The organism is Streptomyces sp. NPDC038135 (assembly GCF_055601245.1).
On the sequence record NZ_JBVJXS010000001.1, the window covers coordinates 735553 to 760084 of the forward strand.

The 24532-nt window shown below is 71.6% G+C and carries 25 protein-coding genes, 4 tRNA genes and 1 pseudogene; 14 read left to right on the forward strand and 16 right to left on the reverse strand.

Features of this window, described 5'->3' with window-relative positions; all coding sequences use genetic code 11:
- Positions 1–25: 25 nt before the first annotated feature.
- The 4 genes from rplK to ACZ7JA_RS03450 form a co-directional block, all read right to left on the reverse strand.
- Entirely contained in the window at positions 26–460 is a 435-nt protein-coding gene (gene rplK / locus ACZ7JA_RS03435) for a 50S ribosomal protein L11 (RefSeq protein WP_018543896.1), read from the reverse strand.
- Between the two features lie 168 nt (positions 461–628).
- On the reverse strand, positions 629–1480 hold the full coding sequence (nusG, locus tag ACZ7JA_RS03440) for a transcription termination/antitermination protein NusG (protein ID WP_470807001.1): 852 nt from the start codon (positions 1478–1480) through the stop codon (positions 629–631).
- A gap of 80 nt (positions 1481–1560) precedes the next feature.
- A complete protein-coding gene (gene secE / locus ACZ7JA_RS03445; protein ID WP_351672648.1) occupies positions 1561–1848 on the reverse strand; it encodes a preprotein translocase subunit SecE in 288 nt (95 codons plus the stop codon).
- 108 nt (positions 1849–1956) lie between these two features.
- A tRNA-Trp gene (locus ACZ7JA_RS03450) sits at positions 1957–2029 on the reverse strand.
- Between the two features lie 260 nt (positions 2030–2289).
- On the opposite strand from ACZ7JA_RS03450, the gene ACZ7JA_RS03455 reads away from it, so the two are divergent.
- Both ACZ7JA_RS03455 and ACZ7JA_RS03460 read left to right on the forward strand, forming a co-directional pair.
- Complete coding sequence (locus tag ACZ7JA_RS03455) at positions 2290–3516, forward strand: pyridoxal phosphate-dependent aminotransferase (RefSeq protein ID WP_351672646.1); 1227 nt, start codon at positions 2290–2292, stop codon at positions 3514–3516.
- A 130-nt stretch (positions 3517–3646) separates the two neighbouring features.
- The gene (locus ACZ7JA_RS03460; protein ID WP_351667844.1) at positions 3647–4687 is read left to right on the forward strand and encodes an adenosine deaminase; all 1041 of its coding nucleotides are present in this window, start codon (positions 3647–3649) and stop codon (positions 4685–4687) included.
- Positions 4688–4791: 104 nt separating this feature from the next.
- Here the strand turns inward: ACZ7JA_RS03460 and ACZ7JA_RS03465 are convergent, their stop codons facing one another.
- The 9 genes and pseudogenes from ACZ7JA_RS03465 to ACZ7JA_RS03505 all read right to left on the reverse strand — a co-directional run bounded on the left by ACZ7JA_RS03465 (position 4792) and on the right by ACZ7JA_RS03505 (position 9794).
- A complete protein-coding gene (locus ACZ7JA_RS03465) occupies positions 4792–5847 on the reverse strand; it encodes a UDP-N-acetylmuramate dehydrogenase (RefSeq protein WP_450744742.1) in 1056 nt (351 codons plus the stop codon).
- 57 nt (positions 5848–5904) lie between these two features.
- Positions 5905–5998: pseudogene (locus ACZ7JA_RS03470) on the reverse strand.
- 138 nt (positions 5999–6136) lie between these two features.
- On the reverse strand, positions 6137–7579 hold the full coding sequence (locus ACZ7JA_RS03475) for a DHA2 family efflux MFS transporter permease subunit (RefSeq protein ID WP_450748864.1): 1443 nt from the start codon (positions 7577–7579) through the stop codon (positions 6137–6139).
- A gap of 92 nt (positions 7580–7671) precedes the next feature.
- Complete coding sequence (locus tag ACZ7JA_RS03480; protein WP_351667838.1) at positions 7672–8241, reverse strand: TetR/AcrR family transcriptional regulator; 570 nt, start codon at positions 8239–8241, stop codon at positions 7672–7674.
- Positions 8242–8349: 108 nt separating this feature from the next.
- Positions 8350–8778: a MaoC family dehydratase gene (locus ACZ7JA_RS03485; protein WP_351667836.1), complete on the reverse strand. Its 429-nt coding sequence runs from the start codon at positions 8776–8778 to the stop codon at positions 8350–8352.
- A gap of 8 nt (positions 8779–8786) precedes the next feature.
- On the reverse strand, positions 8787–9239 hold the full coding sequence (locus tag ACZ7JA_RS03490; RefSeq protein ID WP_351667834.1) for a MaoC family dehydratase N-terminal domain-containing protein: 453 nt from the start codon (positions 9237–9239) through the stop codon (positions 8787–8789).
- A gap of 108 nt (positions 9240–9347) precedes the next feature.
- Entirely contained in the window at positions 9348–9512 is a 165-nt protein-coding gene (gene rpmG / locus ACZ7JA_RS03495; RefSeq protein ID WP_003948671.1) for a 50S ribosomal protein L33, read from the reverse strand.
- Between the two features lie 90 nt (positions 9513–9602).
- Positions 9603–9675: transfer RNA gene (locus ACZ7JA_RS03500), tRNA-Met, on the reverse strand.
- 46 nt (positions 9676–9721) lie between these two features.
- Positions 9722–9794: transfer RNA gene (locus ACZ7JA_RS03505), tRNA-Thr, on the reverse strand.
- 337 nt (positions 9795–10131) lie between these two features.
- Between ACZ7JA_RS03505 and ACZ7JA_RS03510 the strand changes: the two genes are divergently transcribed.
- Both ACZ7JA_RS03510 and ACZ7JA_RS03515 read left to right on the forward strand, forming a co-directional pair.
- Positions 10132–11400: an amidohydrolase family protein gene (locus tag ACZ7JA_RS03510; RefSeq protein ID WP_351667832.1), complete on the forward strand. Its 1269-nt coding sequence runs from the start codon at positions 10132–10134 to the stop codon at positions 11398–11400.
- Between the two features lie 542 nt (positions 11401–11942).
- Positions 11943–12599: an NAD(P)H-binding protein gene (locus ACZ7JA_RS03515; protein WP_351667830.1), complete on the forward strand. Its 657-nt coding sequence runs from the start codon at positions 11943–11945 to the stop codon at positions 12597–12599.
- Between the two features lie 57 nt (positions 12600–12656).
- On the opposite strand, the gene ACZ7JA_RS03520 is transcribed toward ACZ7JA_RS03515, so the two are convergent.
- Positions 12657–12869, reverse strand: coding sequence for a hypothetical protein (locus ACZ7JA_RS03520; RefSeq protein ID WP_351667828.1), 213 nt, complete (start codon positions 12867–12869; stop codon positions 12657–12659).
- 196 nt (positions 12870–13065) lie between these two features.
- Here ACZ7JA_RS03520 and ACZ7JA_RS03525 point away from each other — a divergent pair, with 196 nt between their 5' ends.
- From ACZ7JA_RS03525 to ACZ7JA_RS03560, 8 genes are all read left to right on the forward strand, one after another.
- Entirely contained in the window at positions 13066–14232 is a 1167-nt protein-coding gene (locus ACZ7JA_RS03525; protein WP_470807004.1) for an ATP-binding protein, read from the forward strand.
- A gap of 267 nt (positions 14233–14499) precedes the next feature.
- A complete protein-coding gene (locus ACZ7JA_RS03530) occupies positions 14500–15420 on the forward strand; it encodes a PP2C family protein-serine/threonine phosphatase (protein ID WP_470807005.1) in 921 nt (306 codons plus the stop codon).
- A gap of 380 nt (positions 15421–15800) precedes the next feature.
- On the forward strand, positions 15801–16478 hold the full coding sequence (locus ACZ7JA_RS03535) for a hypothetical protein (RefSeq protein ID WP_470807006.1): 678 nt from the start codon (positions 15801–15803) through the stop codon (positions 16476–16478).
- A gap of 31 nt (positions 16479–16509) precedes the next feature.
- Positions 16510–17067 (forward strand): SigE family RNA polymerase sigma factor, encoded by a 558-nt coding sequence (locus ACZ7JA_RS03540; RefSeq protein WP_404024520.1) that lies wholly within the window; start codon positions 16510–16512, stop codon positions 17065–17067.
- Positions 17064–17837 (forward strand): hypothetical protein, encoded by a 774-nt coding sequence (locus ACZ7JA_RS03545; protein WP_470807007.1) that lies wholly within the window; start codon positions 17064–17066, stop codon positions 17835–17837. The genes ACZ7JA_RS03540 and ACZ7JA_RS03545 overlap by 4 nt, the downstream gene beginning before the upstream one ends.
- 693 nt (positions 17838–18530) lie before the next feature.
- Positions 18531–19934, forward strand: coding sequence for an FG-GAP-like repeat-containing protein (locus ACZ7JA_RS03550; RefSeq protein ID WP_470807008.1), 1404 nt, complete (start codon positions 18531–18533; stop codon positions 19932–19934).
- 18 nt (positions 19935–19952) lie between these two features.
- Positions 19953–21317 (forward strand): FG-GAP and VCBS repeat-containing protein, encoded by a 1365-nt coding sequence (locus ACZ7JA_RS03555; protein ID WP_470807010.1) that lies wholly within the window; start codon positions 19953–19955, stop codon positions 21315–21317.
- Positions 21318–21562: 245 nt separating this feature from the next.
- Entirely contained in the window at positions 21563–21736 is a 174-nt protein-coding gene (locus tag ACZ7JA_RS03560; protein ID WP_470807012.1) for a phosphorothioated DNA-binding restriction endonuclease family protein, read from the forward strand.
- A gap of 114 nt (positions 21737–21850) precedes the next feature.
- On the opposite strand, the gene ACZ7JA_RS03565 is transcribed toward ACZ7JA_RS03560, so the two are convergent.
- A tRNA-Tyr gene (locus ACZ7JA_RS03565) sits at positions 21851–21932 on the reverse strand.
- A gap of 213 nt (positions 21933–22145) precedes the next feature.
- On the opposite strand from ACZ7JA_RS03565, the gene ACZ7JA_RS03570 reads away from it, so the two are divergent.
- A complete protein-coding gene (locus ACZ7JA_RS03570; protein WP_351667779.1) occupies positions 22146–22634 on the forward strand; it encodes a YajQ family cyclic di-GMP-binding protein in 489 nt (162 codons plus the stop codon).
- Between the two features lie 139 nt (positions 22635–22773).
- Here the strand turns inward: ACZ7JA_RS03570 and ACZ7JA_RS03575 are convergent, their stop codons facing one another.
- The gene (locus ACZ7JA_RS03575) at positions 22774–23040 is read right to left on the reverse strand and encodes a GlsB/YeaQ/YmgE family stress response membrane protein (RefSeq protein ID WP_351667777.1); all 267 of its coding nucleotides are present in this window, start codon (positions 23038–23040) and stop codon (positions 22774–22776) included.
- Between the two features lie 155 nt (positions 23041–23195).
- Here ACZ7JA_RS03575 and ACZ7JA_RS03580 point away from each other — a divergent pair, with 155 nt between their 5' ends.
- On the forward strand, positions 23196–24479 hold the full coding sequence (locus ACZ7JA_RS03580; protein ID WP_470807014.1) for an APC family permease: 1284 nt from the start codon (positions 23196–23198) through the stop codon (positions 24477–24479).
- Positions 24480–24532 lie beyond the last annotated feature (53 nt).

The following is a 24532-nucleotide window of genomic DNA, read 5'->3' on the forward strand; positions in this document are numbered from 1 at the left end:
CCGCATGGTGCTACGAAGGTGGGGTTCAGCCCTCGACCGTGATGCCCATGGAGCGGGCGGTGCCGGCGATGATCTTCGACGCGGCGTCCAGGTCGTTGGCGTTGAGGTCGGGCATCTTGGTCGTGGCGATCTCGCGGACCTGCGCCTCGGTGATCTTGGCGACCTTGGTCTTGTGCGGCTCGCCGGAGCCCTTCTCCACGCCCGCGGCCTTGAGGATCATCTTCGCGGCCGGCGGCGTCTTGGTGACGAAGGTGAAGGAGCGGTCCTCGTAGACCGTGATCTCCACCGGGATCACCCAGCCACGCTGCGACTCGGTCGCGGCGTTGTAGGCCTTGCAGAACTCCATGATGTTGACGCCGTGCTGACCCAGCGCCGGGCCGACCGGCGGGGCCGGGTTCGCCGCACCGGCGTTGATCTGGAGCTTGATGAGCCCCGTGACCTTCTTCTTCTTGGGAGGCATAGCTCTCCGGGTCCTTTCGATTCGGGTCCTGCCCGCCTCCGGGGACCACCCGGACGCAGGCATACCGCACAACGATAACGGGTATAGATGCGCGGCCAAAAACCGTGCAGGTCAGGCGGACGCCGAGCGCCTGCCTGACCTGCACGGAAGCAGTTCGTCCAGAAGGAACTAGTTCTTCTGGATCTGGTCGAAGGAGAGCTCGACCGGCGTCTCGCGGCCGAAGATCTCCACCAGGCCCTTGACCTTCTTCGAGTCGGGGTTGATCTCGTTGATGGTCGCCTGCAGCGTGGCGAACGGGCCGTCGGTGACGGTGACCGAGTCGCCGACCTCGAAGTCCAGCACCTGGACCTCGACCTTGCGCTGCGGAGCGGGCTTGCCCTCGGCCTCGGCGGCCTCGCGGGCGGCCTTCTCCTCGGCCTCCGGGGCGAGCATCTTGACGATCTCGTCCAGCGTCAGCGGGTAGGGGTCGTAGGCGTTGCCGACGAAGCCGGTGACGCCGGGGGTGTTGCGGACGACGCCCCAGGACTCGTTCGTCAGGTCCATGCGGACCAGGACGTAGCCCGGCAGCTTGTTCTGCTTGATCGTCTTGCGGTCGCCGTTCTTGATCTGGACGACCTCTTCCTGCGGCACCTCGGCCTGGAAGATGTAGTCCTCGACGTTCAGCGAGACGGCGCGCTGCTCCAGGTTGGTCTTCACGCGGTTCTCGTAGCCGGCGTAGGTGTGGATCACGTACCACTCGCCGGGCAGGGTGCGAAGCTCCTCGCGCAGGGCCTGGACCGGGTCGACGGGCTCGGCCGGCTCCTCCTCGGCCTCGGCCTCGGCGGCCTCGGGCTCGGCGGCGTCCGTGACGTCCGCGCCGTCCTCGTCCTCGACGTGCAGAGCGGCCTCCTCGGCCGGCTCCCCCAGTTCGGCCTCGGCAGCCTCGAACTCGTCCCGCTCGTCCGCGCCCTCGACGATGTCGAGCTCGTCGTCCACCGTCTCGTCCGGCTCGATGGCGTCGTTCAGGTTCGGGTCAGACACGATGGCTGCTTCTTCCTGGATACATAGGGGTGGAACATGCGAAAACGGGCGCCGGTACCACGGCGCCCTTCGCTTTCGGCTCAGCCGAAGACGTACTTGGCCGCGTGGTTGAGCCCATAGTCAATCACGGTCACCAGGGCGATCATGATGGCGACGAAGAAGATCACCACGGTGGTGTACGACGTCAGCTGGTTACGAGTCGGCCAGACGACCTTGCGGAGTTCCGCGATGATCTGGCGGTAGAAGATGGCGAGGCGCTTCAGCGGGCCCTTCTTGGCACGCTTGCCGCCCTTGCGGCCCTTCTTCTTGGACTCGGGCACCTCGTCCTGAGCATCAGGCGTGTCGATGGAGCCCACGGCGTCCGTCATGCGTCCTCACCTGATCCCGGGGTCGTGGCCGTGCCGCGCCCGGTTTCTGAGCCGCACGGCGGTGCATTGCTGTACGTACATGCGCACACATCCTGGCGGTGTGTGTAGCAGGGCCGGAGGGACTTGAACCCCCAACCGCTGGTTTTGGAGACCAGTGCTCTACCAATTGAGCTACGACCCTTTGTGTGTCCCCCAACGTACCGCATTCGGCCGGGTGCTCGGTGTGCACCGGCTGAGCGACGGCCGCTGAAGGCCAACGAGGGAAGAGTGTACGTGGTCCGGGGCCCGGCGTCGAACAGAAAGACCCGGTCCGGGGCCGTCGGAATGAAGATCGTCCAGGCCGGAGGCCGGATTCGGACCCGTGTTCACGCCTCGACCCGTTGCTGTTCAGTCTGTGAAACCCGCGTGCCGGGGCCATTTCCGGTCTGAAACGATGGGCGCATGAGCGCTGCAACCCCTCCCACCGAGCGCCGGGTCTCCGCCCGAGTCGGCGCGATCTCCGAGTCCGCCACCCTCGCCGTGGACGCCAAGGCCAAGGCCCTGAAGGCCGCCGGGCGTCCGGTGATCGGCTTCGGCGCCGGTGAGCCCGACTTCCCGACCCCGGACTACATCGTCGAGGCGGCCGTCGAGGCCTGCAAGAACCCGAAGTACCACCGGTACACGCCGGCCGGCGGCCTGCCCGAGCTGAAGGCCGCGATCGCCGCGAAGACGCTGCGCGACTCCGGCTGGGAGCCCGACGTCTCGCAGATCCTGGTCACCAACGGCGGCAAGCAGGCCATCTACGAGGCGTTCGCCGCGATCCTCGACCCGGGTGACGAGGTCATCGTCCCGGCGCCGTACTGGACGACGTACCCGGAGTCGATCCGCCTGGCCGGCGGCGTCCCGGTCGACGTCGTCGCCGACGAGACCACCGGCTACCGCGTCACCGTGGAGCAGCTGGAGGCGGCGCGCACGGACAAGACCAAGGTCGTCCTGTTCGTCTCCCCGTCCAACCCGACCGGCGCGGTGTACTCCGAGGCCGAGACCGAGGCGATCGGCCGCTGGGCCGTCGAGCACGGCCTGTGGGTGCTGACCGACGAGATCTACGAGCACCTGGTCTACGGCGACGCGTCCGCCGTGTCCCTGCCGGCGCTGCTGCCCGAGCTGCGCGACAAGTGCGTCGTGGTCAACGGTGTCGCCAAGACGTACGCCATGACCGGCTGGCGGGTGGGCTGGGTCATCGGCCCGAAGGACGTGGTCAAGGCCGCGACGAACCTGCAGTCGCACGCCACGTCCAACGTCTCCAACGTGGCCCAGGTGGCCGCCCTGGCCGCCGTCTCCGGCGACCTGGAGGCCGTGGCGAAGATGCGCGAGGCGTTCGACCGCCGCCGCAGGACCATCGTGCGGATGCTCAACGAAATCGACGGCGTGCTCTGCCCGGAGCCCGAGGGCGCCTTCTACGCCTACCCGTCGGTCAAGGCGCTGCTCGGCAAGGAGATCCGCGGCAAGCGCCCGCAGAACACCGTCGAGCTGGCCGCGCTCATCCTGGAGGAGGCCGAGGTCGCGGTCGTCCCGGGCGAGGCCTTCGGCACGCCCGGCTACCTGCGGCTGTCGTACGCGCTCGGCGACGAGGACCTCGTCGAGGGCGTGAGCCGGATCCAGAAGCTGCTGGCGGAGGCGCGGGACTAGTCCCGCCGCGTTCACGCACACAGAAGCGGGCCGTCTCCCTGCGGGGAGGCGGCCCGCTTCTGTGTGCGAGCAAGAGCACGTAGGGGGAAACGGCTACCGGGACGGCGGTGACGTGCGGCAGGATCTGGGAATGGAGCATGTACGTGATCTCTCCGAACTGCCGAAGGCCCATCTGCACCTGCACTTCACCGGTTCGATGCGTCCGACGACCGTCCTGGAACTGGCCGACAAGTACGGCGTACGCCTGCCCGAGGCCCTGACGGACGCCCTGACCAGCGGGGAACCGCCGCGGCTTCGGGCGACGGACGAGCGGGGATGGTTCCGCTTCCAGCGGCTGTACGACGCGGCGCGCTCCTGCCTGAGAGAGCCGGAGGACATCCAGCGGCTGGTCCGGGAGGCCGCCGAGGAGGACGTGCGGGACGGTTCGGGCTGGCTGGAGATCCAGGTGGACCCCACGTCGTACGCGCCCCGGCTGGGCGGTCTGATCCCGGCCCTGGAGATCATCCTGGACGCGGTCGAGACGACGTCCCGGGAGACCGGGCTCGGCATGCGGGTGCTGGTGGCGGCGAACCGCATGAAGCACCCCCTCGACGCGCGCACCCTGGCCCGGCTCGCGGTGCGGTACGCCGGCCGGGGCGTGGTCGGCTTCGGGCTGTCGAACGACGAGCGGCGCGGGATGGCACGGGACTTCGACCGTGCCTTCCACATCGCGCGCGAGGGCGGGCTGCTGGCGGCCCCGCACGGCGGCGAGCTGACCGGCCCGGCGTCGGTGCGCGACTGCCTGGACGATCTGCACGCCTCGCGGATCGGGCACGGCGTGCGCGCCGCGGAGGACCCGCGGCTGCTGAAGCGGCTGGCGGACCGGGGCGTCACCTGCGAGGTGTGCCCGGCCTCGAACGTCGCGCTCGGCGTCTACGAGAAGCCCGAGGACGTGCCCCTGCGGACCCTGTTCGAGGCCGGTGTCCCGCTGGCCCTGGGCGCCGACGACCCGCTGCTCTTCGGTTCCCGCCTCGCGGCCCAGTACGGCATCGCCCGCGAGCACCACGACTTCACCGACGCCGAACTCGCCGAGTTGGCCCGCCAGTCCATCCGCGGTTCGGCCGCCCCGGACGACGTCAGGGCCCGGCTGCTGTCCGGCGTGGACGACTGGCTGACTCGCCCGGCCGTCTGAAAGCGGCGTACGGCGTGTGCCGCGGGGGCGGTCAGGGCTGGAGGACGCGGCGCTCGTGCGGGCCCGTCCTGGGCCGGAACTCGCGCAGCGTCAGTCTCATGCCGTCACAGGCTCACGCCGACGGTCACGGGTTCGTTGACCAGGGTGACCCCGAAGGCCTCGCGGACTCCGGCGACGACCTCGCGGGCCAGGGCGAGCAGGTCCTCGGTGGTGGCGCCGCCCCGGTTGGTGAGCGCGAGCGTGTGCTTGGTGGAGATGCGGGCGGGTCCGGTGCCGTAGCCCTTGGTGAAGCCGGCCTTGTCGATCAGCCAGGCGGCCGAGGTCTTGGTGCGGCCCTCCCCCGCCGGGTACGCGGGCGGCTCGGCGTCCTCGCCCAGCCGGTCGCGCACGCGCGCGTGGAAGGCGGCGAACTGCTCCTCGGTGAGGATCGGGTTGGTGAAGAAGGACCCGGCGGACCAGGTGTCGTGGTCCTCGGGGTCGAGCACCATGCCCTTCCCGGCGCGCAGCTTCAGCACGGTCTCGCGGGCCGCGGCCAGCGGCACCCTGTCGCCCGGCCCGACGCCGAGCGCGCGGGCCGCCTCGGCGTACTTGACCGGCGCCGACAGGCCGCCCGCGTCCTCGAGACCGAAGCGGACCCGCAGCACGACGTAGCGCTCGGGGTCGGCCTTGAAGCGGCTGTGCCGGTACGAGAAGGCGCACTCCTCGTTCGTCAGCGTGACCGTCTCGCCGGCCCGGCGGTCGTAGGCGATCACCTCGGTGACCGTCGAGGAGACCTCCTGGCCGTAGGCGCCGACGTTCTGGATGGGGGTGGCGCCCGCGGAGCCGGGGATCCCGGCCAGGCACTCGATCCCGGCGAGCCCGGCCTCGACGCTGCGGGCGACGGCGTCCGTCCAGACCTCGCCGGCCGCCAGCTCCAGCGTGGTGCCGCGCAGTTCGACGCCGCGGGTGGCGATGCGCAGGGCGGTGCCGTCGAAGCCCTTGTCGCCGATGACCAGGTTCGACCCGCCGCCGATGATCAGCAGCGGGGTGCCGGCGTCGTCGGCCCGGCGGACGGCGTCGATCACCTCCGCGTCGGTGGTGGCGGTGACCAGCCGGGCCGCGGGGCCGCCCAGCCGGAAGGTGGTCAGCGGGGCGAGGGGGGCGTCGTGGAGTTCCTGCACGGGCCCAAGACTACGAGACGGCGCCGGCGGCCCTGCGGCGCCGGCGCTCCCTGCGAGCGGAGAGGGCAGGATTCGAACCTGCGCGGACCCCGTGAGGCCCGACCTCAAGACATGCTCTCGGTCCCCGATAAACCACTCCGGGCACCTCTCCCAGCTCCCGACCCGGTCCCCCGCGCCGTTCACAAGCACCACCCTGCCAGCCACCACTGACCGCACCCTGACAGCCGACTGACGGCGCACGCGCGCGTGGCCTCGTAGGGTCCACGCGCGCGTGCCGGTGCGGCGGGTGTCAGGCGGAGAGTGCCTCGGCGGCCGGGGCGGCCTCCTGCCCGGTGGCCGGCTCGGGGCTCGGGGTGTGCCGTCGGCCCGGGACGAGCAGGGCGGCCAGGCCGGCGACGGCGACCACCGCCGAGCCGGTGACGAGGGCGGGCCGCAGACCGTCCACGAAGTTCTGGGCGCTCGCGTAGCCGCCCTGGGCGGCGAAGATCGACGACATGACGGCGATGCCGAGCGCGCCGCCCACCTCGCGCAGCGCGTTGTTCGCGCCGGAGGCGATGCCCTGCTCCTGCGGGCGGACGCTGGACATCACCAGGTTGGCGGCCGGGGCGAAGTACAGGGCCATGCCGATGCCGCTGATCACCAGAGCTGGGAGCTGGGCCGCGTAGGAGACGTCGGCGGAGACCACGGAGGCCATGTAGCCGAGGCCCACCGCCTGCAGGAACAGGCCGGTGGCGACGACCGGACGGCCGCCGACCCGGTCGGAGAGGATACCCGCCACGGGCGCCACCAGCATCGGCATACCGGTCCACGGCAGCATGCGCAGTCCCGCCTCGGTGGGCGAGTAGCCGAGCACGCCCTGCATGTACTGGCTGAGCAGGAAGATCGAGCCGAACATGCCGACGAACATCAGCAGGCTGGCCGCGTTGATCCCGGAGAACGCGCGGGAGCGGAACAGCCGCATCGGCAGCATCGGGGCGGCGGCGCGGGTGCTGTAGAGGACGAAGCCCACCAGCAGCGCACCCCCGGCGAACAGCGCGGTCAGCACCAGGGGGCCGGTCCAGCCGTCGGCGGGCCCACGGACCAGTCCGTACACGATGCCGAAGAGGCCGCCGCTGGCGAGCAGGGTGCCGGGCAGGTCGAGGCGGGCGCCGGTGCCGTAGGACTCGGCGAGGCGCAGCCGGGCGAGCGGCAGCAGGGCCATGCCGAGCGGGACGTTGAGCCAGAAGATCCAGTGCCAGGAGATGTGTTCGGTGAGGCTGCCCCCGATCAGCGGCCCCGAGGCGACCGCGAGGCCGTTGACGGCGCCCCAGATGCCGTACGCCATCCCGCGCCGGGCGGCCGGCACGGCGGCGGTGAGCAAGGTCAGCGTGAGCGGCATCAGCACGGCCGCGCCGACGCCCTGGACGGCGCGGGCGGCGATGAGGGAGCCGATGCCGGGGGCCATGGCCGCGGCGGCGGAGGCGCCGGTGAAGACGACGAGTCCGGCGAGGAAGAGCCGGCGGCGCCCGAAGCGGTCGCCGAGCGCGGCGCCGGACATCAGCAGGACGGCGAAGGTGAGCGTGTAGGCGCTGACGGTCCATTCGAGGTCGTCCAGCGCGCCGCCGAGGTCCTCGCGGATCGAGGGCAGGGCGGTGGTGACGACGAGGTTGTCGAGGGCCGCCATGAACCCGGCGACGCTGGTGATGACGAGGGCCCAGGCGGCGCCCCCGCGACGTGCGGTCTGCTGTGACATCTCTCCCCCAGAGGGTGTTCCAGCGGTGATTAGTAATTGCTGACTAACTTTTGCGGCCATAGAAAAGGGGGCGGACTTCCGCCCCCGTTCCGCTAGTGCTGGAGCCGGCCGGTGATCCGGGACGACGGGTACACCGACTGCCAGACCCGGTGCCCGGGCGGGAACCCCATGGCGGCCAGGGTGTTGATGAGCATCCCGTACGCCATGAAGGTCGTGGTCTCGCCGTCGTCCGCGCCGAGCGGCAGGTGCACGGTGTCCCAGAGCCGCATCCACGCGGCACGCACGGCCTCGCCGAACCCGTGCTCGCCCTCCGCCTCCGCGGCGGCCACCGTGATGTACGTCTGCATCTGCATCTGGAGCTTTTCGGGCTGCTCCGTGATCAGGCGCACGTACGCGTCGGCCATGGCGTGCAGGGCCTCCTCGCCCTCCAGCCCCTCGGCCGCCTGCGCGAAGACCTGGCAGATGTCCTCCACGCACCGCAGCGAGGCGGCCACGAAGATCGCCTTCTTGCCCTCGAAGAGCCGGAAGAGGTACGGCTGCGAGACTCCGACCCGCTTGGCGATCGCCTCGGTGGAGGTCCCGTAGTACCCCTTCCGCGCGAACTCGGAGATCGCCGCGCGAATGACGCTCTCACGCCGCTCTTCCGCACTCATCCTGGGCATGGAAAGAAGTTAGTGCTCAATAACTAACTTCGTCAAGGGCTTCAGGCCCGGGTACGGCGAAGGGGCGCCCACCTCGGTGGACGCCCCTCGCTCGAACATCGGGAACCCTCAGGCCAGCCGTACGACCGCCCGGGACATGCCCAGCACCTTCTGGCCGCCGCTCGTCGCCGTCAGGTCCACGCGCACCGTCCGGTCGTCCAGCTTGGCCGCGACCTTGGCGCCGACCTCGACCACCGCGCCCTCGTCGTCGTTCGGCACGACGACCGGCTTGGTGAAGCGGACGCCGTACTCGACGACCGCGCCCGGGTCGCCCACCCAGTCGGTGACCACGCGGATCGCCTCGGCCATGGTGAACATGCCGTGCGCGATGACGTCCGGCAGGCCCACCTCCTTGGCGAACTTCTCGTTCCAGTGGATCGGGTTGAAGTCCCCGGAGGCGCCCGCGTACCGCACCAGGGTGGCGCGGGTCACGGGGAAGGTCTGGGCCGGCAGTTCGGTGCCGACCTCGACGTCGTCGTACGCGATCTTCGCCGTCATCGGTTGCCTCACGCCTCCTCGGCCGCACGGGCCACGAGCTTGGTCCAGGCGGTCACCACGTGCTCGCCGGACTCGTCGTGCACCTCGCCGCGGATGTCCAGGATGTCGTTGCCCGCGAGCGACTTGATTCCCTCGATGGTGGACGTCACCGTGAGCCGGTCGCCGGCCCGCACCGGGCGGACGTAGGCGAACTTCTGGTCGCCGTGCACCACCCGGCTGTAGTCGAGCCCGAGCTGCGGGTCCTCGATGACCTGCCCGGCGGCCCGGAAGGTGATGGAGAACACGAAGGTCGGCGGAGCGATCACGTCGGGGTGACCGAACGCCTTGGCGGCGTCCGGGTCCGTGTACGCCGGGTTGGTCTCCCCGACCGCCTCGGCGAACTCACGGATCTTCTCCCGGCCCACCTCGTACGGCCGGGTGGGCGGGTAGGTCCGCCCCACGAAGGACTGGTCGAGCGCCATTGGCCCGGAACCTCCTGGTCTCAAGCAGCGTGTCTGGTCTCAGCAGCCGGTGAAACGACGTGAGGCCGCCCCCCAGCTTGCGGGGGCGGCCTCACGTACGAGCCTGATTTATCGCGTTTCGCGGTGCGCGGTGTGCGCGTTGCAACGCGGGCAGTGCTTCTTCATCTCAAGACGATCCGGGTTGTTACGCCGGTTCTTCTTCGTGATGTAGTTCCGCTCCTTGCACTCCACGCAGGCCAGCGTGATCTTCGGGCGGACGTCGGTGGCAGCCACGTGAGTGCTCCTAAGACGAACGGATTGACTGATTTAACGCAAGCAAGAGTAGCCGATCGAAGGACCGACCCCGCAATCGGCTACTGTCAGTAGCGGTGACCGGACTTGAACCGGTGACACAGCGATTATGAGCCGCTTGCTCTACCGACTGAGCTACACCGCTGTGATGCGATCGGGCCCCGCCTTTCGACGGGAACCTCTCACACCAGAGCCCCAAAACGGAATCGAACCGTTGACCTTCTCCTTACCATGGAGACGCTCTGCCGACTGAGCTATTGGGGCGAGCGATGAAGACATTACACGGTCCGCCGCCGTTCGCCCAAATCCGTATCCGGACGCCCGCCGCGCCCCCCGTCGCGGGCGGTTCAGGGCACTCCGGACCACCCGCGCGGCCCCCCGTCGATCCAGGCGCGCGCGCGTGCGGAGACCGCCCGCCGCGGCGGGAGACGGACGCCTCGTCATGGACGGACCACGCCGGTACGACTATTGCGCTCCTCCGCGCCACACAGGGTTCGCCACCCTAGGCTCGACTCACTCTGCGTGATCTTGGGTCCGGCGCGCGTCCGGGCCCCGCTCACGCGACCCTGCCCCGAGCCCCCGGCCCGAACCCAGGAGTCCGATGCCCGACAGCCAGCCGCAGCCGCCCCCATGGCCGTCGAACCAGTCGGGGTCCTCCGGGCAGCCCGATCAGGCCGTGGTGCTGCTGTGCGGGGCGCGGCTCACCGACGGCCGGGCCGTGGACGTACGGCTGGGCGGCGGGCGCATCGAGGCCGTCGGCACGGCCGGCAGCCTGACCCCGGGTCCGCCGAGGCCGGGCACCTCCCGCGTCGACCTCAGCGGCTACCTGCTGCTGCCGGCCCCGGCCGAACCGCACGCCCACGGCGACACCGCGCTGTCCGCCGAGCACCCGGGACCGGTCTCGTACGCCCCCGAGGACGTCCAGCGCCGGGCCACCGAGGCGGCCCTGCTCCAGCTCGGCCACGGCGCGACGGCGGCACGCGCGCACGTACGCGTCGGCGACGTCCAGGGCCTCGGCGCGCTCGGCGCCGTACTGCAGGCCCGGCGTTCGCTGCGGGGCCTGGCGGAGCTGACCACGGTGGCGATGCCGCGCCTGCTGACCGGGGTGGCGGGGGCCGAGGGGCTCGCGATGCTCCGGGACGCGGTGAAGATGGGCGCGTCGGTGGTGGGCGGCTGCCCGGACGCGGACCCGGACCCCACGGGTTATGTGGAGGCCGTCCTGGAGGTGGCCTCCGAGCACGGCTGCCCCGTGGACCTGCACACGGACGCCACCGACCCGGCCCGGCTCTCCCGGCTCGCGGCCATGGCGGCCGGTCTGCGCCCCGGCGTGACGGTCGGCCCGTGCGCCGGTCTCGCGCGCCTGCCGGCCGAGGCGGCCTCCCGGCTCGCGGAGCAGCTCGCGGCGGCCGGTGTGACGGTGGTGTGCCTCCCCCAGGGCGGCTGCGGCACGGCCGACCGGCGGGGCGCGGCGCCGGTACGGCTGCTGCGCGCGGCCGGGGTCCGGGTGGCGGCCGGCAGCGGCGCCCTCCGGGACGTCGCCAACCCCGTCGGCCGCGGCGACCCCCTGGAGGCCGCCTATCTCCTCGCCTCCGCGCACGGCCTGCGCCCCGAGGACGCCTACGAGGCGGTCAGCACCGCGGCCCGGGAGGCGCTGGGCCTGCCCTCGGTGCGCGTCGAGGCCGGCTTCCCCGCCGAGCTGCTGGCCGTGCGCGGCGATCACCTGTCCGGCGCCCTGTCCCTCGCCTACAGCCGGATCGTGGTGCACCGCGGCCGGGTGGTGGCCCGCACGAGCGCGGTCCGCGAGTACTGCAACTCGGCTGCGGCCGCCGAACTGGGGCTGCCCCGGCAGGGACGGGGGGAGCTGTCCTGAGGGGGTCGGATGTCGTGCGGGCGGCGGTTGTTGTTGTGCGGGGGCGTCGGCTGTCGGGTGGGCGCCGGCTGTTGTGCGGGTGCCGGCTGTCGGGAGGGCGCCGGCTGTCGGGAGGGCGCCGGCTGTCGGGAGGGCGCCGGGTTCGCGAGTGGGCCCGCTGACGTGAGCGCGGGTCCTGTCGCGAGGGGGCCGCTGACGTGAACGCGGGTCCTGTCGCGAGGGGGCCGCTGACGTGAGCGCGGCTCCGGTCCTAGGAGGGCTCGCTGCCGCAAGGAGACTCTCTGACGTGAGCGCGGCTCCCGTCCTGGGAAGGCCCGCTGTCGCGAGGGGCCCGCTGACGTGAGCGCGGCTCCTGTCCTGGGAGGGGGCCGGCTGTCATGAGAGGGCTGGCGGGCGTGAGGGAGCCCGGGGGCGCGAGGACGCCCCCGGTCACGGGAAGGACAGCCGTCGCCGGGAAGCCCGGAGTGCGCCCGGAGTGACGGGGGCCGGTGCTCCCCCAACCGATGCGGCGCGCGGGCCCCTTCGGGCGTACGGTCGGAATCATGCGCATTGTCATCGCTGGTGGTCATGGACAGATCGCGCTGCGGCTGGAGCGGATGCTCGCCGCGCGCGGGGACGAGGTCGCGGGCATCATCCGCAAGGCGGAGCAGGGCGACGACCTGCGGGCGGCGGGCGCCGAACCGGTCCTGCTCGACCTGGAGTCCGCCTCGGTGGAGGAGGTCGCGGCACATCTTCAGGGCGCGGACGCGGCGGTCTTCGCGGCGGGCGCGGGCCCGGGCAGCGGCGCGGGCCGCAAGGACACGGTGGACAGGGGCGCGGCGGTGCTGTTCGCGGACGCGGCCGTACGCGCGCGCGTGCGCCGTTTCGTGGTGGTCTCCTCGATGGGCGCGGATCCCACGCACCAGGGCGACGACGTCTTCGACGTCTACCTGCGCGCCAAGGGCGAGGCCGACGCGTACGTCGCCCGGCAGGAGGCCCTCGACTGGACGATCCTGCGCCCCGGCGCGCTGACCGACGAACCGGGCACCGGCCTGGTCCGGCTGGAGGCGCACACCGGTCGCGGCACGGTCCCGCGGGACGACGTGGCGGCCGTCCTGGCGGAACTGGTGGACACCTCGGCGACGGCCGGTCTGACGCTGGAGCTGATCGGCGGCTCGACGCCGGTGTCGGTGGCTGTGAAGTCGGTCGCGGGGAACTGAGACCGCCGGCCGGCCGTTCGACCGGCCGCGGAACAACGGCCGTTCACCGGTCAGAGATCAGAAGAGGGGCAGCTGCCCGGGGAAGTCCGGCACGGCGTACCCGTCCAACGCCGGCTGGGCGGCTCCGAGCTGGGCCGGCCGCCGCGACCCGGAGCAGGAGAGCAGTTCGCCGTTCCCCCGTGCTCCGGGCGGGTCGTGCCGTGCGAAGCGGCCCGCGACGACGGCGATCTCACGGCGGCACACGGGACAGGTTCTGCGACGGGATGCCATGCGGCCAGTGTGCCCGCTGTCCCACCGGCGCCCCAGAACCCGAGGCGACGCCGGAGCCCCAGAACCGTGGCGACGCCGGCCCCCGCCCCGCATTCGCCGCGCCGGACCGGTGACCGCCGGTAGGCATCGCGGACTCGCCACTCGCAGTCGCTGCCTAGGCCCTGTTCGAGCGGGCATATCTGGGCACTCTGCCCGTATGGGCAGCCCCAGTCCGCCCGGAGTGCCGTCCCGGCGGCTGCCACCGGAACCGGAGAGCGTCGCGCTGGCCCGGCGGTTCGTGCGGTCGGTGCTCGACGGTGTACCGCCCGAGTCGGCGCACACCGCCGAGCTGCTGGTCGGCGAGCTGGTGACCAACGCCGTGATCCACGCGCGCACCGAGATCGAGGTGCGGGCCTGGACGACCGAGGGCCGGGTCCAGGTACGGGTCACTGACCGGCGGCCGGACCGCGGGCTCGTGCCCCACGACCGCCACCCCTACGCCTGCACGGGGAGGGGCCTGACCCTGGTGGAGGAGCTGGCCACCAGTCACGGCGTGCACAGCGGCGGGGACCGCAAGACGGTCTGGTTCGAGATGTGGCCCGAGGCGCCCGCGCCGCCGGCCTCGGCGTGGGAGACCGTGGCGCCACCCGGCCGGACCCTGTCCGTCGCGCTGAACGACGTTCCGTACGCGCTGTACTGGGCCGCGCAACAGCAGTGGGAGGGACTGCTGCGCGAACTGCTCCTTTCCCCGTCCACGGCCGACTGGGCCGGGGTGGCGCCGCGGGAGCTCGTCGTCGCCCAGGACACCAGCAACGTCATCTCCGCGTCCATGACGGCCGCCGTGGAACAGGAGACCCCTGACAGCTCGACGCTGTCCCTGCTCGTGGCGTTCCCGGTGGACGCCGCTCCGGCCACGCGGACCCTGCACGACGTGCTGGAGGCGGCCGACGAGATGGCCCAGCAGGGCAGCATGCTCATCCTGCCGACGCTGCCGCAGATCAGGGCCTTCCGGCACTGGCTGCTGGACCAGATCGTCGCCCAGCTTTCCGGGGAGCACCCGACCGCCTGGACGCTGGCCCCCGGCACGCCGGGAGCCACGCCCACGGCGCTGTCCCCCTGGGACGCCAGCGACGTCGAGGCCAGCAGCGTGCCCACCATCGCGGCCGACGACGGCAACCGGATCATCGCGGTGAACGCCTCAGCGGCGGGGATGCTGGGCTGGCAGGCACACGACCTCATGGGCCGGCGGCTGACCGACCTGATGCCCGGGCACCTGCGCAAACGCCACACGGCGGCCTTCACCTCGCTGCTGCTCACCGGCCGGTCGCGCATCCTGGGCCGCTCGATCCCGGTTCCCGCGCTGCACAGGGCCGGGGCCGGCTGATCCCCATCCGCCTGCACATCCAGACGCCCGGTGGCTGGCCGACTGGTGCGCGGTGGACCTCGTCGACGAGACCGGGCACGTGGACCGGGTCTGCGTCGTACACCGCGATCCCGAGGTACGGGTCGCCGGGGCGCACCTCGGCCGGCTTCCGCCGGTGTCCGGGAACACGCGGGGCCCGCTGCCCCGGGTGCTGCGCGGCGCGGGCCCGCTGCTGGTCACCGAGGTCCTGCGGCCCGACGAGGTGCACAGTGCCCTGGACGCCGGCAGATGGAACTGGTTGACCACTTCGGCGGCAACAGCGCCGTCATGGCTCCGCTGCAGTCCGCGCACCGGGAGGTGCTGGGCGCCCTGACGATGGTCCGCGTCCACGACGGGCAGCCGTTCACCAGGGAGGACATCCTCCCGATCGCGGAACTGGTGCGGAGCATCGCCCTGGGCGTGGACAGCGCCCGGCTTCACCGGCACACCCAGTCCACCGCCGCGCACCTCCAGCGCGCCCTGCTGCCCGAGCTGCCCCGGATCGGCCATCTGGAGCTGGTCGCGCGCTACGTCCCCTCCAGCACCACGGCGGAGGTCGGCGGGGACTGGTACGACGCCTTCACCGTGCCCAGCGGCGACACCGTGCTGGTCATCGGCGACGTGTCCGGCCACGACCTGCGGGCGGCCGTCGCCATGAGCGCCCTGCGCAACATGCTGCGCGGCCTCGCCGTGGACGGCCACGAACCGCCGGGGGACGTCCTGCGCCGCCTGGACCGCGCGAACCACACCCTGAACCCGCATGCCACCGCCACCTGCGCCTACGGCCTGGTCAAGGGCCCCGCGGGCGGCCCGTGGCACCTGCACCACTCGTCGGCCGGGCACCTCCCGCCGCTCCTCACCACCGAGGACGGCGACACCCGCTACCTGAACACGGGCCGGGGCCTGCTGATCGGCATGGAGCCGGGCCTCCCCCGGACCTCCGCCCGCGACCCGCTGCCACCCCGCTCCACCCTGCTGCTCTTCACCGACGGCCTCATCGAACGCCGCGGCGAGTCCCTCGACGAGGGGATGAAGCGCCTGAGCCGGCTCACCGCCACGTACGCGCGAGACCCGCTGGACGTCTTCTGCGACGAACTGATCATCAAACTCGGCGCCGACACCTCCGACGACATCGCCCTGCTGGCCCTGCGCCCGACACCGAGGGCTTGAGGCTCCCACGCCGCCGTGACATGCGATCCGCTGCGGCTCGACAGAGAAGGCTGACGTAGACCTTCATCTCAGCAGCTGATACAGAACTCTCGACAGTGCGCCCGAGATTGACGGGCAGTCAATCCCTGTTGGGTCGACCCTGACCAGGAGCGGCGTCATCCCGCGTGCGCAACTCCGGTGCGCGGCGAGCGCGGATGCCGCGAAGCGATGTCGCGCGGCGTGCAACCCGCCGTAAGTGTTTGGGAGTACCTACGGGCGGACGTCCACGCCGCGGCCACCGCTCCTGGTGGTCGCGGCAGCCGGTACGCGGGCCCAGCGCGCCGGCCGTCGACGACCGTCCGGCGTGGCGCCGGGCGGCAGCTCCGAAGGAGAAACGCTCCGTGGCTCTCAGTTCCGCCAGGAAGGCAGCCGTGGCGACCGCCGCAGTCGCCGCGCTCGTAGGGGTCTCGTTCGCCGCATCCGCGAGCGAGGCGGCGCCGGGCCAGGCCGTCCACCCGGCGACCGCGCCCGCCCCCGCCGTCACCAAGCACTCTGCTTCCGCGCACCGGAAGGTGCCGACGACGGTCACGCAGTTGATCGGCAACGGGCGAGTGGACGGGCACCGCTGGTCGGTGGCGCTGGAGTTCCACCGCACATCCCCCAAGGGCTACACCCCGCCCAAACTCCCCGACGGAACCGCACCACAGGGCACGTCGCTGCTGTGCCAGCGCATGTACATCGGCGGCATCCGCATCGACCACCAAGGCGGCCCCTGGGCCGACTGCCAACCCGTCAACGGCACACACGACCCCCGCGCAGCCGGCGAGATGGGCCTGTGGGGCCTGCACGACAAGGGCCTCAGCGGCAGCCGCCTCATGGTCTCCAACCCCGAAACAAACGTCGCCTACGGCACCCTCACCCTCTCCGACGGCACCCACGTCAAAGCCACCACCGTCACCCTCCCCGGCACCACCTACCGCGCCTGGGCCGCACCCATCCCCAACGGACACACCATCACCGCCGTAGACCAGTACGACACCCACCACAACCGACTCACCCACGACACCAACTGGCGCTGACCAGTCGGACGAAGGACGGGCACCTCCTGCTGTGCAGCCAAGTGACCGCAAGGCCGCGGACGGCGGACCGGATTCTGAGTTCAGCCGGTTCGTCACCGCTCGTTGGCGGGCCCTGACCCACACCGCGTACCTGCTCACCGGCGACTTCCACGAGGCGGAAGACCTGGTGCAGACGACGCTGGCGAAGGTGTACCCGCACTGGCAGCGGCTGGACCCGGAGCGCGCCGAACACTACGTTCGCCGCGCACTGGTCAACACCAACCGCAGCCGGCACCGCCGGCGCAGGATCACCCACCTCCTTCTCCCGTCGCTGCCCGACACCGCCCCCGCCCACGACGACGGGGCCGGTGTCGGAGGCGCGGAGGTGTACGACGCCCTGGCTCACGAGCTCGCCGCCCTGCCCGAGCGGCAGCGGGCGGTCGTGGTGCTGCGCTATTGCGAGGACCTGTCCGTGGAGGAAGTGGCGGACGTCCTCGGCTGTTCGGTCGGCACCGTGAAGAGCCAGGCGTCCCGGGCCCTGGCCAAACTGCGCAGCCGGTCGGCCCTCGCCCGCAACCACCCGCACAGCCGCCCCGCAGAGGCACGATGACTCCAGACCACGGCCAAGAAGACTGGGCCCGCGCCGCCTTCGCCCGGTCGCGCGAGACATACCCCGTCTCCCAGGCCCCCGTCCACCGGATCCTGACCACCGCGCGCGCCCGCAGGAAACGCCGCCGTGCCGCAGCCGCCGTGGCGAGCGCCGCCTGCGTCCTCGGCCTCGGCCTGACGGTCGCGTTCCTGAAGCCACCGCCTGATGCCACGGTGGAGCCTGCGCGCCGGCCCTCGCCCATCGCAAGCACACCGGTTACCCCGACTCCTGACACGGTCAGCGTCCGGGTGGCCGAGGGAACGACAGACGGGCACCGCTGGTCGGTGGCGCTGGAGTTCCACCGGACACTGCCCGAGGGCTACACCCCGCCCAAACTCCCCGACGGAACCGCACCACAGGGCACGTCGCTGCTGTGCCAGCGCATGTACATCGGCGGCATCCGCATCGACCATCAAGGCGGCCCCTGGGCCGACTGCCAACCCGTCAACGGCACACACGACCCCCGCGCAGCCGGCGAGATGGGCCTGTGGGGCCTGCACGACAAGGGCCTCAGCGGCAGCCGCCTCATGGTCTCCAACCCCGAAACAAACGTCGCCTACGGCACCCTCACCCTCTCCGACGGCACCCACGTCAAAGCCACCACCGTCACCCTCCCCGGCACCACCTACCGCGCCTGGGCCGCACCCATCCCCAACGGACACACCATCACCGCCGTAGACCAGTACGACACCCACCACAACCGACTCACCCACGACACCAACTGGCGCTGATCACCACAGTGGGAAACCCCGCACTGCGGGAGGGGGCGACGCCTCTCTGCACGGGTACGGCCGCATGTTCGAGACCCTGTGTGGAGGGGCGGCGCGGGACACACCCACGCACGACAAGGGCCCCGTGACCTGCGATAATCGCAGGTCACGGGGCCTTTGTTCCCGTGTGGCGGCGCCAGGATTCGAACCTGGGAAGGCTGAGCCGGCAGATTTACAGGCCGCGGAAGCAGCGCGCCGCGACCAGCACTTGCGCTCAAGGGGCAACATCTCGCCCCATGCCTACCCCACTGCTGCCGACGCGCCCCGGCTCTGCGTGCTCCCTACGTGCAGGGAGCGGGACACGCTAGATCAACTGAGCTGACCCCTGAGTCACCACGTCTGCCCGGAGGCGACCGACCTGCGCTGTACGAGATCCTGCGCCCCGGCTACCGCGTCGGTGACCGCCTGCTGCGTCCGGCCCACCCCGAGGTCACCGGATCCCCCTCAGCCCGAGGGGACGGCGACCTCGGCGTGACGGCCGTGCCGGGTCCCGCTCTCGCTGGTGGTAGACCGCGGCCATCACCATCTGGTGAACCTCGAAAATGATTCGAAGGCACATACAACCCTCGGGCCTGGACGTGAGTCTCTTGATCGCATATCGACCGTGGATGCCCTGACTCCGGCATCCCGCATGCCGCAGCCAGGAGAACCCGCATGCCCCAGCTCGATACCCCCATGCACAAGCACCACCTACGACTCGCCCTCGCGACGGCCACCGCGGCCGCGCTGACGGGCGGTCTGCTCTCAGTTGCGGCCACCCCGGCGGCGGCCGTAACCGGCCAGTACAGCGCCGACTTCAACGGCGACGGCTACAAGGACGCCGTCGCCCCGACCCCCGAGGCCACCGTCGGCGGCAAGTGGCACGCGGGCGCCGTCGGCATCGTGTACGGCGGCCCGGGCGGCGTCGGCCGTACCTCGTCCGTCAGCCAGAACAGCTCCGACGTCCCCGGATCCGCCGAGGAAGAGGACTGGTTCGGCGCCGCGGTAGCGGTCGGCGACTTGAACAAGGACGGCTACAGCGACCTGGTGGTCGGTTCCCCGTACGAGTCGGTCGGTGACGACGAGAGCGCCGGCGCGGTGGTGATCGTCTGGGGTTCGGCGAGCGGCCTGAAGGGGGCCACCACCGTGAAGGACCCGGCGCCGACCCGGCACGGCAACTGGGGACAGGCCCTGGCAATCGGCGACTTCACCGGCGACGGAAGGCCCGACCTCGCGGTCGGCGCCACCGGCACCACCCAGTGGATCATCAAGGGCGCCTTCAGCAGGTCCGGTTCGACCGGCGCGAAGATCACGTACACGACGTCGTGGACCGGCGGCGCGGGCGTCCTGCGCCTCACCGCCGGCAAGGTGAACACCGACGCCAAGGCCGACCTAGTCATCGGCGGCCACACCAAGATCGGTTCGGAGCGCTACCTCGACCACAACCACCTGTACTACGGCACGGCTTCGGCTCCGACCAGGAAGAGCGAACTGCCGTACGGCACCAAGCTCGCCATCGCCGACCTGAACAAGGACGGCTACGGCGACATCGTCACCGGCTGGACGCAGACCGCGACCGGCGGCGACCTGGCGGCCACCGGCCGGGCCCGTATCTCGTACGTCTCGTCCTCCGGCGTCTCCTCCAGTGCCGGCCTGCCTTGGCCGGGCATCCCGTCCGCCGGCGACATCAACGGCGACGGCTACAAGGACCTGGCACTCGGCGACCCCGAGGACTCAACCGATGACGTCGTCAGCGGAGCCGTCCGCATCCTCTACGGCACCGCCCGGGGCCTCACGTCCGACGCCGTCACGCTCACACAGAACGCTGCCGGCGTCCCCGGCAGCGGCGAGCGCAACGACTTCTTCGGCGACGGCACGCTGCTCACCGACCTGAACAAGGACGGCAAGGCCGACCTGCTGGCCGGCTCGGACGGCGAGAACGACTTCAACGGCAACGTCACCGTCCTGAAGGGCTCGGCCTCCGGTATCACGACCTCCGGCGCGACGACGTACGGCCCGAGCGCCTTCGGCATCTCCACCACCGGCGACCCCGGCCTCGGCCGCGACCTGACCGGCTGACTGACCCAAGGAGCCCCCATGCGCAGACCCACCCCCGCGGTCCTGAAGGCCGCACTCCTCGCCTCCGCCCTGACCCCTCTCGCCTTGAGCACGCCGGCCTCGCCGGCGGTCGCCAAGCACTACGACGACTTCAACGGCGACGGATACCGCGACGTGGCGTACGGCGGTTACGAACGGATCAACCACCCCGGCGGCGCCGTCACCGTCGTCTACGGCAAGGCAGGCGGCCTCGACACCTCGCACACCCAGGTCATCGACCAGGACACCTCCGGCATCCCGGGCGCGGGCGAGGAGGACGACATGTTCGGCGAGAGCCTCACCAGTGCCGACCTCAACAAGGACGGGTACGCGGACCTGATCGTCGGCAACTCGACGGAGCACGTGGGCAGCGCCCGGTACCGCGGCACGGTGACCGTGGTGTGGGGCTCCGCCTCGGGCCTGTCCGGTGGCACGGCCATCAGCCCGAAGTCCGGCGCGAGCGGCTCCGGGGCCCACTTCGGCGGCGACCTCGCCGCCGGCGACTTCAACGGCGACGGTTCGCCCGACCTTACGGTCCTCGGCGGAGGGGACGCCTGGCTGTACCGAGGCCCGTTCACCAAGTCTGGCACCACCGGCAGCGTCTCCGAGATCGACAAACCGGACGCGATATGGAACTCGTACGGCCTCGCCGCCGGAAAGGTCAACGGCGACGGCAAGACCGACCTCGTGGTCCTCGGCGAGCAGGGATCCGACAGCGCCGTACAGCTGCGCGCCTGGTTCCTCAAGGGCACCTCCACCGGCCTGGCCTCCGGCACGTCCAAGACCCTCGACAGCGACTGGAACGGCGGCCTCGGCGCGAACGCCGCCATCGGGGACTTCGACAAGGACGGCTACGGCGACATCGCCCTCGCCCAGCCCGACCGCGACCACGGCAAGGGCGCGGTGACCGTCTGGCGCGGCACCTCGTCGGGCCCGAACGGCTCGACGACGTTCACGCAGGCCACCTCCGGCGTCTCCGGCTCCCCCGAGACCGACGACGACTTCGGCTACGACGTCTCGGCCGCCGACACCAACGGTGACGGCTACGCGGACCTGGCGGTCGGCGTCCCGCACGAGGACGTGAACGGTATGGAGGACCAGGGCGGCGTCCACGTCTTCCGGGGCGGATCCGGCGGCCTGAGCGGTTCGCGGTCCTCCTGGATCCCGCAGACGGTGCAGGGCGCGGCCGACTCGAACGTTGGCTTCGGCTACACCCTCCGCCTGCGCGACGTGACGGGCGACGGCAAAGCGGACCTGGGCATCGGGGCGGCGGAGTTGAGCGTCCTGCTCCGCGGCACGGGCACTGTCCCGACAGCCACCGGGCTGACGGAACTGCCCTCGATGGGCGGGGACTTCAGCGACTGAGGTGATGTGCCAGGCGGAGGGCCCGGGGCGCTGACGCTGCTCATCGCACCGGGCCCGCCGTGGCCGCCGGCCTTTTCGACTGCCGCCTGGTCAGGACTGCCCCCCGGACGAACCGCAACAACCTGTACGACTCGAAGGCGATAGCTGTGTTGCCCACAAGTGCGACTTCGGCGTAGCGCTCAATCCCTCATCGCCAGGATTCCGAGCATGCCGTGGCTTGGCTGAGGCGGGAAGGGTTCACCCTCGTGGAGCCACCCAAGACCTTCCACCGGCGGGTAGGAGACCTGCGGCCAGCACGGCGTGCCGCCGGCGTAGCGTTGCACCGGCCCGTTCTTCTCCTGTGGGCGATCGGGAGGCTGTTACCGGAGCCCCGCGCATGCGATCTTGATCCGCCACGCGCGATGCCATCGCCCCGCTGATAGAGAAGTACGCCCAAGTCGAGGACGGCATGGACGGCGCCGGAAGAGTGCAGGCAACGCAGAGACCCCCTCTCACCAGGTGATTAACCTGGTGAGAGGGGGTCTCCCTCAGCGTGGCGGCGCCAGGATTCGAACCTGGGAAGGCTGAGCCGGCAGATTTACAGTCTGCTCCCTTTGGCCGCTCGGGCACACCGCCGGGGTTGCTGCCCTTCGGACCGTCTTTCGGCGGTGCTCCGTGGCAACGACGTAAACAATACCCGATGCGTGGGGGTGCTTCGCCACCCCATTGATCTCCACCTCCCGGCTCGCGGGGTGGCTAGGCTGGGGCGGATGCGGCCCGGCGTCACGCCGGGTTCGGCGGCCGCCGCCACGCACCCGATACGCACCCCGATACAAGGAGCCACAGGACATGGCCGACTCCAGTTTCGACATCGTCTCGAAGGTCGAGCGGCAGGAGGTCGACAACGCCCTCAACCAGGCCGCCAAGGAGATCTCGCAGCGCTACGACTTCAAGGGCGTGGGTGCCTCGATCTCGTGGTCCGGCGACAAGATCCTCATGGAGGCGAACTCCGAGGACCGGGTGAACGCCGTCCTCGACGTCTTCCAGTCCAAGCTGATCAAGCGCGGCATCTCGCTGAAGGCGCTGGACGCGGGCGAGCCCCAGCTCTCCGGCAAGGAGTACAAGATCTTCGCGACGATCGAGGAGGGCATCTCCCAGGACAACGCGAAGAAGGTCGCCAAGATCATCCGTGACGAGGGCCCCAAGGGCGTGAAGGCCCAGGTCCAGGGCGAGGAGCTGCGGGTCAGCTCCAAGAGCCGTGACGACCTGCAGACCGTGATCGCCCTGCTGAAGGGCAAGGACTTCGACTTCGCGCTGCAGTTCGTCAACTACCGGTAGTGCGGCGCGGCCCGGCGGCGACGGCCACCGCGGCAGGCGCCGGCCGGCCATAGCCGGGTCGTAGAGCAGGAAGGGTGGGCACCCGGACGGTGCCCACCCTTCGCTCGCTCCTGAGGCGCGCCTCACCGCCCGCGTCGCGTCAGTCGCGCGAGTTGCCGAACAGGATGCGGTAGACGATCAGCAGGACCAGCGAGCCGCCGATCGCGGCGGCCCAGGTAGCGCCGTCGTAGAAGTGCTTGCTGACCGGGTGGTCCAGCCAGCGGGACGAGATGTAGCCGCCGATGAACGCGCCCGCTATGCCGATGAGGGTCGTGCCGATGAAGCCGCCCGGGTCGCGGCCCGGCAGCAGGATCTTGGCAATGGCTCCGGCGAGAAGCCCCAGGATGATCCAACCGATGATGCTCATGCCGTGAACCTGCCCTTCCGCGCTGTGTCCGCACGGGCCGGCCCCTGAGAATCCGGTGAGGATCGGCTGTCGGTCGCGCGGGTGTTCGTGCTGTGTCGAGGGAGAGGACGCCTCGAGTCCACCCGCCGGTTGCGCCGATCAGTAGGGTGCGGCGCATGACAGCTTCCGGAACGGCGTTGCGGCGCACCCTGGGCGTGCGGGACGCGGTGGTCGTCGGCCTCGGCGCGATGCTCGGCGCGGGCGTGTTCTCCGCCATGGGCCCGGCCGCCCGTGCCGCAGGGCGGGGGCTGCTCGTGGGGCTGGCCGTCGCGGCCGTCGTGGCGTACTGCAACGCCACGTCCTCCGCGCGTCTGGCCGCCCGCTACCCGGCGTCGGGCGGGACGTACGTGTACGGCAGGGAGCGGCTGGGCGAGTTCTGGGGGTATCTGGCCGGCTGGGCGTTCGTGGTCGGCAAGACGGCCTCCTGCGCGGCCATGGCGCTCACGGTGGGGGCCTACGTGTGGCCGGAGCAGGCGCACGTCGTGGCGGTGGCGGCCGTGGTGGCCCTGACCGCCGTGAACTACGGCGGCATCCAGAAGTCGGCGTGGCTGACGCGGGTGATCGTGGCCGTGGTGCTGGCCGTCCTGGCGGCGGTGGTGGTCGCGTGCCTCGCCTCCGGGCGCATGGACGCCGCGCGGCTCGGCCCCGGGCCGGCGACGGGCATCGGCGGTGTGCTCCAGGCGGCCGGCCTGCTGTTCTTCGCGTTCGCCGGGTACGCGCGGATCGCCACGCTCGGCGAAGAGGTGCGGGATCCGGCGCGCACCATTCCGCGCGCCGTCCCGATCGCTCTCGGCATCACCCTGGTGGTGTACGCGGCGGTCGCGGTGGCCGTGCTCGGCGTGCTCGGCGCCGGCCGGCTGGGGCACGCGACGGCGCCGCTGGCCGACGCGGTGCGCGCGGCCGGGGTGCCGGGACTCGTGCCGGTGGTCCGGGTGGGGGCCGCCGTGGCCGCGCTGGGGTCGCTGCTCGCGCTGATCCTCGGGGTGTCCCGGACGACGCTCGCCATGGCCCGCGACGGTCATCTCCCCCGTGGGCTGGCCGCCGTGCATCCGCGGTTCCAGGTGCCGCACCGGGCCGAACTGGCCGTGGGCGCGGTGGTCGCCGTACTGGCGGCCACGGTGGACGTGCGCGGGGCGATCGGCTTCTCCTCGTTCGGCGTCCTGGCCTATTACGCCGTGGCCAACGCCTCGGCCTGGACGCTGAGCCCGGCCCCGCGGGCGCGGCTGACGCCGGCGGTGGGGCTGCTGGGCTGCGTCACGCTGGCGTTCGCCCTGCCCGCGGTCTCGGTGGCCGTGGGCGCGGGCGTGCTCGCCGTGGGCGTGGTGGCGTACGGCGTACGGCGGTGGTGGGCGGGCCGGGGTCCGCGCGCGGGCCGTCCGGAGCCTCGGCAGGGGGCGTGACCCGGCGGGCGATCCCCGGTGCGCCGCGCGTCGCCTGACGCGTGCTCAGGCCG